At 70.0% G+C, this 13,507-nt stretch carries 13 protein-coding genes; 6 read left to right on the plus strand and 7 right to left on the minus strand.

Translation table 11 applies throughout. The annotated features are described in order from the left end of the window. Positions 1-2: 2 nt before the first annotated feature. The 4 genes from CWS50_RS02125 to CWS50_RS02140 all read left to right on the plus strand — a co-directional run bounded on the left by CWS50_RS02125 (position 3) and on the right by CWS50_RS02140 (position 4,787). Entirely contained in the window at positions 3-992 is a 990-nt protein-coding gene (locus tag CWS50_RS02125; RefSeq protein WP_243118416.1) for a 1,4-dihydroxy-2-naphthoate polyprenyltransferase, read from the plus strand. Positions 993-1,566: 574 nt separating this feature from the next. Beyond that, positions 1,567-2,775 (plus strand): ABC transporter substrate-binding protein, encoded by a 1,209-nt coding sequence (locus tag CWS50_RS02130; protein WP_127841473.1) that lies wholly within the window; start codon positions 1,567-1,569, stop codon positions 2,773-2,775. Continuing rightward, positions 2,772-3,860 carry an ABC transporter permease gene (locus tag CWS50_RS02135; RefSeq protein WP_127841474.1) on the plus strand — a complete coding sequence of 363 codons (1,089 nt, stop codon included), beginning with the start codon at positions 2,772-2,774 and terminating at the stop codon, positions 3,858-3,860. The genes CWS50_RS02130 and CWS50_RS02135 overlap by 4 nt, the downstream gene beginning before the upstream one ends. Positions 3,861-3,863: 3 nt before the next feature. Next, positions 3,864-4,787 (plus strand): ABC transporter ATP-binding protein, encoded by a 924-nt coding sequence (locus CWS50_RS02140; RefSeq protein ID WP_127841475.1) that lies wholly within the window; start codon positions 3,864-3,866, stop codon positions 4,785-4,787. A 109-nt stretch (positions 4,788-4,896) separates the two neighbouring features. On the opposite strand, the gene CWS50_RS02145 is transcribed toward CWS50_RS02140, so the two are convergent. After that, positions 4,897-5,484, minus strand: coding sequence for a YagU family protein (locus tag CWS50_RS02145; RefSeq protein ID WP_127841476.1), 588 nt, complete (start codon positions 5,482-5,484; stop codon positions 4,897-4,899). On the opposite strand from CWS50_RS02145, the gene CWS50_RS02150 reads away from it, so the two are divergent. After that, entirely contained in the window at positions 5,483-5,707 is a 225-nt protein-coding gene (locus CWS50_RS02150) for a hypothetical protein (protein WP_127841477.1), read from the plus strand. The two genes, CWS50_RS02145 and CWS50_RS02150, sit on opposite strands and share 2 nt — an antisense overlap. A 2-nt stretch (positions 5,708-5,709) precedes the next feature. On the opposite strand, the gene CWS50_RS02155 is transcribed toward CWS50_RS02150, so the two are convergent. The 6 genes from CWS50_RS02155 to CWS50_RS13775 form a co-directional block, all read right to left on the minus strand. Continuing rightward, entirely contained in the window at positions 5,710-6,804 is a 1,095-nt protein-coding gene (locus CWS50_RS02155; protein WP_127841478.1) for a 1,4-dihydroxy-2-naphthoyl-CoA synthase, read from the minus strand. A gap of 340 nt (positions 6,805-7,144) precedes the next feature. After that, complete coding sequence (locus tag CWS50_RS13925) at positions 7,145-7,591, minus strand: Abi family protein (protein ID WP_164860051.1); 447 nt, start codon at positions 7,589-7,591, stop codon at positions 7,145-7,147. Positions 7,592-7,633: 42 nt separating this feature from the next. Next, positions 7,634-8,230, minus strand: a complete 597-nt coding sequence (locus tag CWS50_RS13930) for an Abi family protein (RefSeq protein ID WP_164860052.1) — start codon at positions 8,228-8,230, stop codon at positions 7,634-7,636. Between the two features lie 298 nt (positions 8,231-8,528). Continuing rightward, complete coding sequence (locus tag CWS50_RS02170) at positions 8,529-8,747, minus strand: hypothetical protein (RefSeq protein ID WP_127841481.1); 219 nt, start codon at positions 8,745-8,747, stop codon at positions 8,529-8,531. 234 nt (positions 8,748-8,981) lie between these two features. Further along, positions 8,982-9,482, minus strand: coding sequence for an NTP pyrophosphohydrolase (locus CWS50_RS02175; RefSeq protein WP_127841482.1), 501 nt, complete (start codon positions 9,480-9,482; stop codon positions 8,982-8,984). A 62-nt stretch (positions 9,483-9,544) separates the two neighbouring features. Continuing rightward, the gene (locus CWS50_RS13775; RefSeq protein WP_127841483.1) at positions 9,545-11,980 is read right to left on the minus strand and encodes a PrsW family intramembrane metalloprotease; all 2,436 of its coding nucleotides are present in this window, start codon (positions 11,978-11,980) and stop codon (positions 9,545-9,547) included. Positions 11,981-12,411: 431 nt separating this feature from the next. On the opposite strand from CWS50_RS13775, the gene CWS50_RS02185 reads away from it, so the two are divergent. Beyond that, a complete protein-coding gene (locus tag CWS50_RS02185) occupies positions 12,412-13,464 on the plus strand; it encodes an o-succinylbenzoate synthase (protein ID WP_127843164.1) in 1,053 nt (350 codons plus the stop codon). Positions 13,465-13,507 lie beyond the last annotated feature (43 nt).

The following is a 13,507-nucleotide window of genomic DNA, read 5'->3' on the forward strand; positions in this document are numbered from 1 at the left end:
CTGTGGGGGAGAACAAGGGCACACACGGCACTGGTGGTGTGGGCGGTACCGGTGACGCCACGAGCTGGGCGGAGGTCGTGCGGCTGCGCACCCTGCCAGCAGCTGTCGCCCCCGTCGTCCTGGGCTCGGGTGCCGCTGCGGCCCTGGGAACCGCGTCGCTGCCGCGCTGCCTGCTGGCTGCGGGCGTGGCCCTGGCCCTCCAGGTCGGCTCCAACCTCGCCAACGACTACTCCGACGGGGTGCGCGGTACCGACGACGACCGGACCGGGCCGCCCCGTCTCACCGCCTCCGGGCAGGTGGACCCGCGCTCGGTGAAGTACGCCGCCCTCGGGTGCTTCGCCCTGGCCGGCGTGCTGGGGCTGGTGCTCGTGGCACTGGCGGGCCAGTGGTGGCTGCTGGGCGTGGGAGCGGCAGCGGTGGCGGCCGCCTGGTTCTACACCGGCGGGTCGCGGCCCTACGGCTACATGGGCCTGGGGGAGGTGTTCGTCTTTGTCTTCTTCGGCCTGGTCGCCACTGCGGGGACCGCCTACGTGCAGGACGGCAACGTGCCCGGGTGGCTGTGGCTGGCCGCCTGCGGGATCGGGCTCATCGCCTGCTCGCTCCTCATGGTCAACAACCTGCGTGACATCGCCACCGACCCGCGGCACGGGAAGATGACACTGGCGGTGCGCCTGGGGGAGCGGGGTGCCCGCCGAGCCTTCGTGGCCATGGTGTGCGCACCCGTGGTGCTGGCGGTGGCGGCGGTCCTGTGGGCGCGTGCCGACCTGGGCGGGGTGAGGGAGGCGGGCACGTCGGGCGGGTCAGTCTGGGTGCTGCTCGCGGCCGTGACGGTGCTGGCCGTTGTGCTGGGCGTGATGGCTGCCCGGACGCTGCGGCCGGTTGTGGCCGGGGCGAGGGGAGGGGCACTGGTCCCGGCCCTGCGCGACGCCGGGCTGTACGAGCTGGCCTACGGCGTCACCCTGGCCCTGGCTCTCCTCCTGGTGGCGGCCTGACGGAACTGGCGCGATCTCCGCGTCTCCCGCGTCGCGACCTGAGTCGTTACCTGTGTGGCTGTCGGGGTGGTCGCCTGCCTGCCCGCCCGGCCGGGGTGTGAGACCAAGCAGGTTGGAGGAGACGGGGCGACGGCTTGCATCGCGCCGTCAAAGAGGGCTAACGTCACCACCATGGTGGACATCCACGCGGCAACTCGGACCACTGGCGGTGCACAGGCGCTCGCGGTCGTGTGTTGCATGTGTCTGTGTCGCTGCTGTCAGGCGCGCTGAACCCCGTCCGTTACACGTGACGCCCGCGTTCTAGCCCGACTGCTTCCCAAGCCCCGCCCTTCTGGCCCCGTTGACGCCTCGCCCTGGCGCGCTCCGGCTCATGACACCGTGTCCTGTGCTCGGTCGCGCGGGCCGCTTGATGACGCGGTGCCCACGATGGCGGAGGGTGACGACACAACCCTTGTTGAGACGTGGTCGCAGTGGTGGCGTCCGCCTGCGCCTGGCAGCACCTCCAGCCCCGGACACTCCCCCTTGTCAACGGTTGCCCCCTGGTGGCAGCCCTCGTGTCCTGAGGAGACCCCACATGCCTACCCCCGACAGCACCACCGGACCAGATCACACCCCTGACAGCCCCGTCCAGGAGCCCGACCCCAGCGCCCCCGGCCTTGACCCTGGCGGCGACCTTGGTGATGACCCTGGCGGCGACCTTGGTGACGTGACCGCCGACAACGCCGCCGACATCCTCGCCCAAGAAGAGCCTCCGCAGCCCGAGAACAGCGGCTCCCGTCCGTCACGCCGCCGACTGCTGGCCGTCGGCGGGCTCGCCGCTGCGGCCGTGGTCGGCGTGGGCTCCTGGCTCACCCTGCGTCGCTCCAACCAGGGCGTCGTCGGCGCCGCTGAGGAGCTGCCGCTGGTCATCGGCGGCGACATCTGCGCCGCCCCGCTGTACGCCGCCTACCACCAGGGTTACTTCGACGACGCTGGCCTCAACGTCACGCTCGCGCGCACCCAGCGCACCGAGGACACCAAGGACGCCCTCAGCGCCGGGAGGTACATCGGCGCCCCCGGCATCTTCTTCTCCTGGCTTGAGCCCATCTACAACGGCATCAACGCCAGGCTGACCGCCGGCGTCCACTCCGGCTGCCTCCAGCTCGTGGTCGCCAACGACTCCCCCATCTCCTCCTACGCAGACCTCAAGGGAGCCACCATCGGAGTCCCCTCCCTGTCCTCCTCGGCCTTCGCCTACTTCTCGATCGGCCTGGCCAGGGCCGGCATCGACGTGGATCCCGAGCACGGAGACATCACCTGGACCACTATCGACGAGGACTCACTGGGTACCCGCCTGACCAACGGCGACGTCGACGCGATCATGGGCTCGGACCCGGCGCCGCTGCTGCCCGTGTTCGACGGTGCCGCCCACGTGATCGAGTCCAACGATGACGAGCCCTTCTGCTGCGCGGTAGCCCTCAACGGTGACTTCGTCTCCCGCCGCCCCGAGGAGGCCAGGGCGCTGACCGAGGCGTGGCTGAGAGGGGCGGACTACCTGGCCGCCTCCGAGGCGAACCGTAAGGAGATTGCCAGGATCGAGGTGGACAACAGCTATGTGGCCGCCGACCAGTCCCTGGTGGAGCAGGTGCTGGAGACCTACGGCTGGCGCGCCTCGGCGACAGCCTTCCGTGAGGCTATCGAGCCGGGCATTGAGGACTTCAAGACCACCGGCTACATTGACGCCGATGTTGATGCTGCTGAGCTTGCTGACACCGTCTACGCGGACCTGGGGATCACCCGATGACCGCCGAGGTGCGGACGGCTGAGGCAGCAGGGGACACCGCCCCTGCTGCGACGACGGCTGCGGCCGACGCCCCCACGCCACCACCCGTGTCCACGGCGCCCAGGTCCCCCAGAGGCCAGGCCTGGCACGCCCGCCAGAGCCGGGTCGCGGCGGCAGGGCTGGCCGTCTGGGTGCTGTACGCCGTCGTCGTCGCCCTGGTACCCGATGTCGCCGGGGCACGCAGCGCGGACACGGCTCCGCTGCTCGCCCTGGTCAGCGCCTGGGTCCTGGTGCTGGGAGCGTGGACGGCGGTGGCTGCGGCCCGTCCGGGAGGGGGTGCGGCGGGGGCACTGGCTCACCGGCTGTCCTGGGTCGTGTTCTTCGGAGCCTGGTTCACCCTCTGGCAACTGACCACGGTCAAGACCGGGCTGCTCGATCCTCCGTACTTTGTCGCCCCGGAGGTACTCATTGAGGCGCTGACCGACGACTGGACGCTGCTGGCAAGGTGCCTGGGCTCCTCCGCGCTGCTGTTCCTGACCGGATACGCCATCGGCTCCGTCCTGGGGTTTGTCACCGGTCTGCTCATGGGGTGGTCGCGGCGGGCCGACTACTGGCTGCACCCTCTGCTGCAGACGGTCGGGCCGGTGCCTGCGGCCTCGCTGCTGCCGCTGGCGGTGCTCGTCCTGCCGACGACGTACGCCTCGGCCACCTTCATCGTCGCCTTCGGCGCCTGGTTCCCTATGGCGACCATGACCCGTGCCGGAGTGCGCTCTGTCCCGCGAACCTATGTCGACGTCGCCCGCACCCTCGGGGCCAACGAGTCCTTCCTGGTGCGTCGCGTCGCTGTCCCGGCCGCCCTGCCGGACATGCTCACCGGCCTGTTCACGGGCCTGGGCACGAGCCTGGCCGCGCTGATGACCGCTGAGCTGGTGGGTGTTGACCAGGGGCTCGCCTGGTACATCAACTGGGTCAAGGGCTGGGCCGACTACCCACGTATGTACGTGGGCCTGGCCGTGCTGGTCCTCTTCTGCCGCGCCCTGATGATCCTGCTGTTCACGCTGCGCTCCTCGCTGCTGGCATGGCAGCAGAACCTAGTGAGGTGGTGAGACATGGCTGCCTCGACGTCCTCCGTCGCTTCTGCCGCCACAGCCTCTACATCAACGCGGACGGGCTCCGCAGGAGCTCCCGCTGGCGCCGGTCCCACGCCCCGAGGGGCACGGGTGGGCCTGGCCGGTGTCAGCCATCAGTACCCGTTGCGCCGCAACATCGACCACGGCTGGGTCCCGGCACTGATGCGGTTGGTCTCCCCGGCAGCCCGAGCCCGCCATGAGGCCGAGGGGGCCAAGCCCGCACAGCTGCCGGTGCTGAACGGCATCGACCTCAACATTGATGCGGGAGAGTTCGTGTCCCTGGTGGGACAGTCGGGCTGCGGCAAGTCCACAGTCCTGCGGCTCCTGTCCGGCCTGGAGACCCCCAGCGAGGGCAGAGTCATCGTCGATGGGGAGGCCGTGACAGGGCCAGCCCCTGAGCGGGCGCTGGCCTTTCAGGACGCCACCCTCCTGCCCTGGCGCACCGTGCGGGACAACGTCGCCCTGGGGCCGCAGGCCCGTGGACGCGTGGAGCCCCGCCGGGTTGAGGCCGCGCTGCAGGTGGTGGGGCTGCGGGACTTCGCCGATGCCTACCCGGCCACCCTGTCCGGCGGTATGGCGCAGCGTGCGGCCCTGGCCCGGGCACTGGTCAACCGGCCTCGCCTGTTCCTGCTGGATGAGCCCTTCGGCAAGCTCGACGCGTTGACCCGCCTCGCCCTGCAGGACGAGATCGCCAGTCTGTGGGCCTCACAGGGCTTCACCGCCGTGCTGGTGACTCACGACGTGGAGGAGGCGCTGCGCCTGTCCAACCGCGTGGTCGTGCTCTCCGAGAGGCCGGCGCACGTGGTGGAGGACATCCGCGTGCCCGAAGGGCTGGGGCGCGACGAGGCCGCCCCCGAGTTCCAGCGGCTACGCCGCCATATTCTCTCCTTTCTGGGCCGCTGAGAGCCCGGGCAGCGGTGATGACGGCGGCTCCCGCCCGGCCAGGTGACCGGGGCGGGAGCCGCCGTCAGGAGGTGGGAGGACCTCACAGGGGGAGGCTCGGCGAGGCGAGTCAGCGGGTGCTGGCCGTGACGGGGACCTCGGCGTCGGGCTCGTGAGTGATGCGGTTGCGTAGGTCGCGGCGCACGATCTCAATGGACCACATCCACACGATGTGGCCAAAGAGTTCCGAGAAGTGCTCCGACCATGTCTGGGCGCCGTCGACCCAGGGGAAGGGGTTGGGTGCCCAGCCCAGCAGCGGCATGACAACCACGTGCGCGCCCACGTACACGAAGACCCCGAAGACGGCGCCCTGCCACATCTTGATCCTCGGGAAGTACTCCGCCGCGACGCAGTAGACCAGGCCGAAGACGATCGCGAAGCCGAAGTGCACGATGAAGGACATGATCGGCAGCTCGTTGTGGGAGAAGGTCACCGTCAGGTGCGAGGTCTCCGGTGACATGCCGAACCACTCCAGCATGGCCTGAGGCGGGTTCGTGTCCGAGCGGATACCCGGTGTGCGCGGAGGGAAGGGCACCTCCCAGCCGAACTTGACCAGGGCGGAGAAGGTGCCGCCGATGAGGCCGACCAGCGCAGCCACGCCGAGACGGCGGCGTGACGGCTCAGTCGAGCCGAGAAGGCGGGTGATCCAGGTGGGCATGAGAACCTCCGGGGTGGTGGGGCGTTGGCGCCACGGCGGCAGTGACCAGGCGCCCGCAGTGCTGCGCGTCGTGGTCGGCGCAACGATGCCACGGTTGCTCCAGGGCGTCCAGGCTGGCGCGGGCGCGCGGCGTCGTCCGCAGGGGCGTCTGCGGCGGCGGCTGTGGAGCCGCTGCCGGGAGGGGCCGGGGGCACCGGGGATACTCAGAAGCAGGCAGAAGTAGTGTCAGAAGTAGTAGGGGAACGGCGACCAGTCCGGGGCGCGCCGCTGGAGGAAGGCGTCGCGGCCCTCGGCAGCCTCCTGCGTCATGTAGGCCAGGCGGGTGGCCTCCCCGGCGAAGACCTGCTGGCCCGCCAGGCCGTCGTCAGCCAGGTTGAAGGCGAGTTTGAGCATCCGGATCGCCTGGGGGGACTTGCTCACCACCGTCGCGGCCACCTCCAGCGCCCGCTCCTCCAGCTCGGCGTGAGGGACAGCCTCGTTGACCACGCCCCAGTGCTGCGCCGTCACCGCGTCGTAGGTGCGGGCGAGGAAGAAGATCTCCCGGGCGCGCTTGTCGCCCACCTGCCGGGCCAGCAGCGCCGAGCCGTAGCCGGCGTCAAAGGAGCCCACGTCGGCGTCGGTCTGCTTGAAGCGCGCGTGCTCGACGGAGGCCAGGGACAGGTCGCACACCACGTTGAGACTGTGCCCGCCGCCGGCGGCCCAGCCGGGGACGGCGGCGATGACGACCTTGGGCATGGTGCGGATGAGGCGCTGAACCTCCAGGATGTGAAGGCGCCCGGCGCGAGCAGTGTCCACGCGTTGGCGTGCTGCGGCGACGTCAGCATCATGGTCGTGGCCGACGGCACTGGTGGGGGAGTCCTCGGCGTCCTGTCGCTCGTAGAGGTAGCCGTCGCGCCCGCGGACCCGCTGGTCGCCTCCGGAGGAGAAGGCCCAGCCGCCGTCGCGTGGGCTCGGCCCATTGCCGGTGAGGATGACCGCCCCCACGTCACCGCTGGTGCGGGCGTGGTCGAGGACCCGGTACAGCTCGTCGACGGTGCGCGGGCGGAAGGCGTTGCGCACCTCCGGGCGGTTGACCGCCACCCGGACCACGGGCAGGTCCCGCAGCCAGGTGCCCTCGGCGTCGCGCACGCAGCCGCGGTGGTAGGTGACGTCGCTCAGGGCTGGGGGAGTGCTGGCTGCTCCGGCGGTACCGTCCACGGTGCCGGTGGTGCTGGTGGCACCGCTCGCCTCAGGCACGTCGCGCCACCGGGTGGGGTCGAAGATGGCGGAGACCCGGGTGGGGAGCGGGTAGGGGGCGGTGGTGCTCCGGGTGTCAGGCATGTGCCCAGCCTAGACGGGGGTTGGAGTAGCCGAGGTGTGTCCGCTTCGTGGGGGGCTGTGGGCGTGGATCATCTGTTGCACATCTTCAGGCTGCTTGGCATGGTGGCTGCTGGCATTTTTGGCGACCTGGTGCGGGTGAAGGACCGTTCCAGGTGTCGCAGCAGGGTGAAAATGTGCAGAAGAGAGCGTGCTGCACATCTTCACCTCCGGACTGCTGGGTCCCCGCTGGTGCTCCTTCCGCAGTTCCGCCAGTTTCATGAGGTGCCCGCCCCTCGTCCAGGGTGAAGATGTGCAGTTCTGCTGGCAGGTAGTGGGTGCATACCAGGGTGAGACAGGCCTCTCAGCGGGGAGGCTCGGAAGTGGTCAGTGGGCTTCGTATCCCCTGTGCAAAGATCTTGTTGGACTCAAGGAGCCTGTCCACCTTGTCGAGGAACACCGTGTCCCGGCTGTCAGAACGCAGGAAGGACGCGAGTGCGAGCAGGACGGTGTAGAGACTTCTGTCCTGGACGTTGCGGGCTCGTCTTCGGTAGATCTTGGGCTTTTTTGGCGCGCGGGTTGCGGGGCGCATCCAGAGGCGGGAGTGATGCGCAATCATGTTGCGTAGCACGATGAGGCTGCGCAGTTGGGTGTCGAGTACCTGGTTAGAGATGCCAAAAGCCTGTGCGACAGACTTCCACGGAGGCGTTTCCGGCTGTTGTTTCCCGGGTCGGGTCTCCATGATGACATCGGTGAGGAGGCCGAGAGACCAGCTGTCAACGACAGCCCATATGGGGAGTGACTTCAGCACCTCGCTCTGTTGAGCCTTGTCCAGGAGGCTGGGAGAGCCCTGCTACGGTGCGCCGCAGGTTCTAGCGTGGGCCGCGAACTGCTCGAGGATGTAGGGCTCTCGTGAACGAAGAATCTCCTCCCTGACTCGGGCGGAAGTCGGCTTGCCCCCGGTGGAGCGGGAAGTGAAGTGGCCTGGGGACAGGAAGCACTCCGTGGGCGGGTGGTGTCTGCAGTGTTCTATGACAAAATGAGCACGAAGACGCCACTCAAAGATTCTGACTGCCGTATATGTGTGTTCAGCGAGTTGGTGGTCGAGTTCGATAATGTCGATAATTCTGTCTGCTGCTCCGTGAAACTCTGCCAGGCCTTTGCGGACTAGCGTCCGGTAGTTGCGGGCGTAGCCCAGATAGTAGTGAAAGTTAACATCTGCTAGAAATGAGCGGGATCTTGCGGATATCTCGTCATTGCCGTGGACGTAGCCGTGGCTGCGAAGATAAGCGAGTCGGTCGTCAAGGCTCAGGTAGGGGCTGGGCACTGTCAGGGATTTCTGGTGAAAAGAGAGGGCCCCCGCAGTGCGCATCGTCGAGAGGCGGCGGGGGGACTGATGAAACCAATAGTAGAGCGTTGCCTGAGGGTGGTCAAGGGTGGTGGGCGTCACTGTAGTGTGGTTTGCGGGGGGTGGCATCCAGAGCCCCGCGTGGTTCTGGGTGGCTAGATGTCGAGGTGGCAGAGGAGGTGGGGTGGTGGTGTGGTGTCGTGAAGGATGTAGGTGCGGAAGAGGGGTGCGGCCTGGTGGCCTGTGAGGACCTCCTCGGGGTGGACGTGGGTGGTGAAGGGCTGGTTGCCGCCGTTGTCCCAGGTCAGGGGGACTCATGAGTCGGGGTCTGTGACGGGGTGGTGGGCTGGTCCGGATCGCGGGGCCGGGTCACCGCGCCTGCCAGGGGGCGTGTGGGTGTCTAGTGGAAGTAGTGGGGGTACTCCTGCTCGGGGTCGTGGTCGTGGTGGTCGACCCACTGGTGGTCTATCTGGGTGGGGGTGATGCCGGGGGTCAGGACGGTGTGGCCGGTGAAGCCCTGGTCGGTGTACCACAGGACGAGGCTGGGGTCGGGGTGCAGGGAGCGTACCCAGGCGGCGACCTCGGCGGCGACCTGGGGGTGGGCGTTGGTGGAGACCATCCGGTTGTGGGGGAAGTGCCTGACGGAGAAGGGGGGGCGCGTCGGGTGGGGAGACGACTGTGGCGTCGGTGATGTGGGTGGTGGGGTCCCACCTGAATGCCCTGCAGCCGGGCCACCTGTTCTGGGCCTCGCGCAGGAACGTGTCGGCGTCGAGCATCTGCTGCTGGGACGTGACGGTAATGACCATGTGGTCAACTCCCATGGTGGTCCTTACTGTCTGCTGCTGGTGGTGTCCTAGATGTCGAGCTGGCGGAGGAGGTGGGGTGGTGGTGTGGTGTCGTGGAGGATGTAGGCGCGGAAGAGGGGTGCGGCCTGGTGGCCGGTGAAGACCTCCTCGGGGTGGACGTGGGTGGTGAAGGGCTGGTTGCCGCCGTTGTCCCAGGTCAGGGGGACCCATGAGTCGGGGTCTGTGACGGGGTGGCGGGCGACGGTGTAGTGGGTGTAGCCGTCTGCCGGGTCGGGTACGCGCAGCTCGACGGTCATGGCCTGGTGGGAGCCTGCGGCCTGCATGTAGGCGTGCCGGTAGGGGTGGTCCTCGGGCAGGTCGTCGGGGAAGTCCATGCCCTCGGGCAGGGGGCGCACCCCCAGGGAGAAGCGGGGACCGCCTGTCAGGTAGGTGGGCACGGTCAGGCTCTGAGTGATCTCGTCGGCGATGATCTCCGGGGTCTGGCGGACCTTGAACATCTCGCCGCGCCCGAACCTGGTGTCGACGTCCCAGGTGACGAACTTCCTCATGGGTGATCTCTCCTTACCGTGTCGTGGCTGTGCTGGGAGGGTGCCGGGTGTGGTCAGCCAGGCTACTGCCTGGGGACTTCCTCGTAGATGACGTCGATGATCTTGATGGTCCTGCCGTCGGGGAGGGTGGCGTGTGCGGGTTTGTCGGGGGAGACCAGGGCGTCGAAGGCCGACTGGTCCCCTCCGTATGGTGAGCTTCCGTGCTTGACCTCGATGCCGACCCAGGTGCCGTCCTGCCTCTGGGCGAAGCCATCGTAGTAGCGGTCGTACCTCATACCTGCCACCCGTGCGACGCGCCTTTCGGCGACCATCTCCCGCAGGGGCGTACCAAACTGATCCATCTGGCGACGGAAGTCCTCGCGTCCCTGCCACTCGGAGTGGTCGTAGCCGTGGGAGCCCTCGTTCCTGCGAGCAAACAACCCGTAGCGGTCGTGTCCGTCGCCTCGGTTGACTCCCTGGCCGGGGCGCTTGCTGGGCGGTGGCTGGGGCCTGGCCCGGCGTGTGCCGCCTGTCCCGGCTGTGCCTGTCGTGTGTGTGTGGTGGGTGCTGTGGTGGGCGCGGTGCAGGGTGCGGGGGTCTGGTGCGGGGTGGGGGTAGGCGGGTGCGAGTCCGTGGCCGGGCAGGAGGTCGTCGAGCAGGGAGGCGTTGCGCCACAGGCGGGGCTCGGCCAGGTCCTGGGCTGCGTGGTGGGCCAGGAGGCCTCCGGCGGCGCCCAGGGCTCCGCCGAGGGCCTTGGTGGTCAGCCACAGGGTGGTGTCGGCGGCGATCTCGGCGGGGGTGTGGGTGGCCAGGTAGGAGGAGACGGTGCCCTTGGGGTCGCGTGCCAGGTCGGCGGCGGTGTGGGCCGAGTCCAGCATGGCCAGGGAGGTGCCTGCGGTGAAGGCCAGTGACAGGGAGCCGCCGGTGGCGACCACGGCCGCGCCCAGGGCGACCATGAGCAGGCCCTGCTCCAGGGGCGACAGGGACTCCCACCACGTGCCCAGCGCGTCCAGCACGCTGGCCAGGCTCACCCCGCCCGGGGCGGTCAGCGACTCACGCAGCCCGCCTGCCAGGGACGGCACCCCGGCCAGCACCACCACCCCCACCACCGAGACCACTAGCGCCAGGGCTACCACGGACCAGCGGCCGGGGCCGCTGTCAGCGACCCCGCGTGCGGCCAGCTCGCGCGCCTGGCGCAGCCCCACCACGGTGCGGGCCGCCAGCCGGTGTCGCCCCAGCGCCTTACCCGCTGCCAGGGCGCGCCAGGCCAGGCGCGCCTCGACCAGGGGCAGGAGCAGCGCGTCCACCACGTCCGCCCTCCACCGGCCCCACCGGGTAGGCGGCAGGGCGGCCATCCGCCGCCACCGCCACACGCCCAGCCAGCCCCCGCCCACGGCGCCGTCGTACACGCCGACGTCCTCCAGGAGCTTGGTGGAGTACCCGCCTGCCCACAGGATGCGCGCGTCCAGGACGGCGGCCGCCACCAGCACCGCCAGCAGCAGCCATCCGCGCCCCGCGCCCCCGCCGGTGAGCGTGCTGGTGATCCCGACCACGAGTGAGGGCGCCTCGCCTTTGGTATTGGCCCAGGTCAGGTTCTCGGTAGAGGCGTTGCGCCCCGCGTGGTCAACCACTGCCACCCACCAGGTCAGCACGGGCAGCACCACGCTGACGGCCCGCAGGGCTGCCGCCTGGCGCGGCGTGCCCTTCAGGTGCTGGGAGCGCCACCACAGGTGGCGTCCCACTCCGGTGGCCGCCGCCACCAGGCCGGTGACCACCGCGTGCCCGCCAAAGGACAGAGCGGCCGGCGACTCCCCGGAAAAGGGCGACAGGCCGAAGGTCGTCGCCCCCATGCACTCCATCATGTTGGAGCCGCTGGTCACGGAGCAGAACGCCCGGTCCATCGTGGTCCACACCAGCCCGGTAGCCTCCGTGTAGGCAAGCCGCCTGGCGCCCTCCTCCATCGCCATGAACCCGGCACCGCAGGCCACGCCCAGCACCAGCCAGTCGGACACCAGCAGACGCCGTACCCGTCCCGGCGCTACCACGGCCAGGACCATCAGCGGCACCAGCTTGCCCAGCTCCTCGACCAGTGGAGCCGCCACCACCTGCGCCTCTACGGACCTCATCGAGACATCGGCGGCCTCCACCAGCCGTGACGACACCCAGGCCACCACTCCCGCCCAGGGTGCCGAGACGGCAAACACCACCGAGACCAGCTGCCACGGCACCGACTTGGTGCGTGCCAGCCAGAACCAGGCCACCACCACCCACAGGCACCCCGCCCACGCCCCGAGGCTGTAGCGCAGGGAGGGCACCACCACCACCGCCGCGGCCACCAGCGGCAGCGCCGCCCACACGGCCAGCACCTGGAGGCGGCGCAGTACTGCCAGGCCGCGCCACCGGCGCAGCCGTGCCCCCAGGACCTCCCACCACTCCAGGCCCAGCTCCCCGCCGGGCGCGGGGGCCGGGCCAGGCGCGGACGGAGGCGCAGGAGGAGGTGGGGGAGGCGCAGGAGGCACCTGCCCCGGAGGCTGTCGTCCCGGAGGGGCCTGCCCGCTGGGGGCCTGAGTGCGTGCAGGTCCACCTGCCGGGGGCGTGCCCGTCTGGCTGGGCCACACGCCGTAGCTCCTGACCGCTCCCGGGGGAGCCGGGGGAGGGGGCTGTGGCGCCTGTCCGCCCGGCGGGGCACCGTACCCGGGTGCAGTCATCACGGTCCTCTCACGGCCACAGGTGTCGGCTTACTGTCCCGCCTGGTGCAGGTCGGTACCAGGTACGGGGCTGCAATCACGGAACTGTAACGGAGCGGGGTCGCTGTCACAACACGCGCCGCCTGCGCGCCCCTGGCAACGCCCAGGAACCTCCCCGGCGCAGGCCAGCACTGTTTTCTGTGACCTTTTCGTATTCTAGGTCCGTGACCTCTCCAGCAACGTCACTCGGTGGCGAGATCGACATGGCCGCGCTGCGGGCGCAGGACCCCACCGGGCTTCTCGACGGCATCGACCGGGCCCTCGCCTGGGACATCCCCCTGTCGACCCGCTTCCGTGGGCTGACCCACCGCGACGGCGTGCTCCTCCACGGTCCCGGCGGTTGGGGGGAGGTGTCCCCCTTCTGGGACCACGGGGCCGAGGCCTCCGCCCCCTGGTTGGCTGCAGGCCTGTCCCAGGCACGCGGGGACGTCGCCCCGCCACGCTACCGGGAGACGGTCCCCGTCAACGTCACCGTCCCCGAGGTCAGTGCCCGGCAGGCGCACCAGATGGTCACCGCCTCCGGGGCCGCTACCGCCAAGGTCAAGGTGAGCGGCTCCCCGCAGGCCCTGGCCGCCGACCAGGAGCGCCTGGAAGCGGTCCGCGACGCCGTCGGGCGCTCCGGGCAGGTGCGTATTGACGTCAACGGTGCCTGGGACCTGGAGACGGCCCGCACGGTCCTGCCGCTCATGGACGCTGCCGCCGGGGGGCTGGAGTACGTGGAGCAGCCCTGCTCAGACGTGGAGGACCTGGCCGCCCTGCGCCGGGACGTGGACGTGCGCGTGGCCGCCGACGAGTCGATCCGCCTGTCCGCGGACCCTCTGCGCGTGGCGCGCCGCATGGCCGCCGACGTCGCCGTCCTCAAGGTCGCCCCCCTGGGTGGTATCCATCGCTCGCTCGACCTGGCCGAGCGCCTGGGGCTTCCCGCCGTGGTCTCCTCCGCGCTGGACACCTCCGTGGGGGTGGGGGCCGGGGCGGTCCTGGCCTCGACCCTGCCGGTCCTGGGGCACGCCTGCGGGCTGGGCACGGTCCGGATGCTGCGCCGCGACGTCGCTGAACCCAGCACCCTTCCCACCGACGGGGTGCTGACGGTGCGCACCCCCCACGTCTCCACCACCCTCCTGCAGGCTGCTGCGGCGCACGACGACCTCACCGCGCGGTGGCAGGTGCGCCTGACCCACCTTCTGGGGGCGCTGCGGGCACGTCGTGAGCGCGAGGCCCGTGACCCTGCCGTCGCCGTCGCCGGTCTGCCCCTGTGAGACAGGGGCCTCACGAAGGCCTCGGCTGCCAGGCGGTCGCTCA

The sequence above is a fragment of the Actinomyces wuliandei genome (assembly GCF_004010955.1).
GTDB lineage: Bacteria > Actinomycetota > Actinomycetes > Actinomycetales > Actinomycetaceae > Actinomyces > Actinomyces wuliandei.

Bases quoted from the DNA above. Each gene is read 5' to 3' on its own strand.
- CWS50_RS02130 (WP_127841473.1), top strand. From the start codon at position 1,567: ATGCCTACCCCCGACAGCACCACCGGACCAGATCACACCCCTGACAGC.
- CWS50_RS02175 (WP_127841482.1), bottom strand. From the start codon at position 9,482: ATGAGGAAGTTCGTCACCTGGGACGTCGACACCAGGTTCGGGCGCGGC.
- CWS50_RS02140 (WP_127841475.1), top strand. From the start codon at position 3,864: ATGGCTGCCTCGACGTCCTCCGTCGCTTCTGCCGCCACAGCCTCTACA.
- CWS50_RS02135 (WP_127841474.1), top strand. From the start codon at position 2,772: ATGACCGCCGAGGTGCGGACGGCTGAGGCAGCAGGGGACACCGCCCCT.
- CWS50_RS02150 (WP_127841477.1), top strand. From the start codon at position 5,483: ATGAGAACCTCCGGGGTGGTGGGGCGTTGGCGCCACGGCGGCAGTGAC.
- CWS50_RS02155 (WP_127841478.1), bottom strand. From the start codon at position 6,804: ATGCCTGACACCCGGAGCACCACCGCCCCCTACCCGCTCCCCACCCGG.
- CWS50_RS02145 (WP_127841476.1), bottom strand. From the start codon at position 5,484: ATGCCCACCTGGATCACCCGCCTTCTCGGCTCGACTGAGCCGTCACGC.
- CWS50_RS02170 (WP_127841481.1), bottom strand. From the start codon at position 8,747: ATGGTCTCCACCAACGCCCACCCCCAGGTCGCCGCCGAGGTCGCCGCC.
- CWS50_RS02185 (WP_127843164.1), top strand. From the start codon at position 12,412: ATGGCCGCGCTGCGGGCGCAGGACCCCACCGGGCTTCTCGACGGCATC.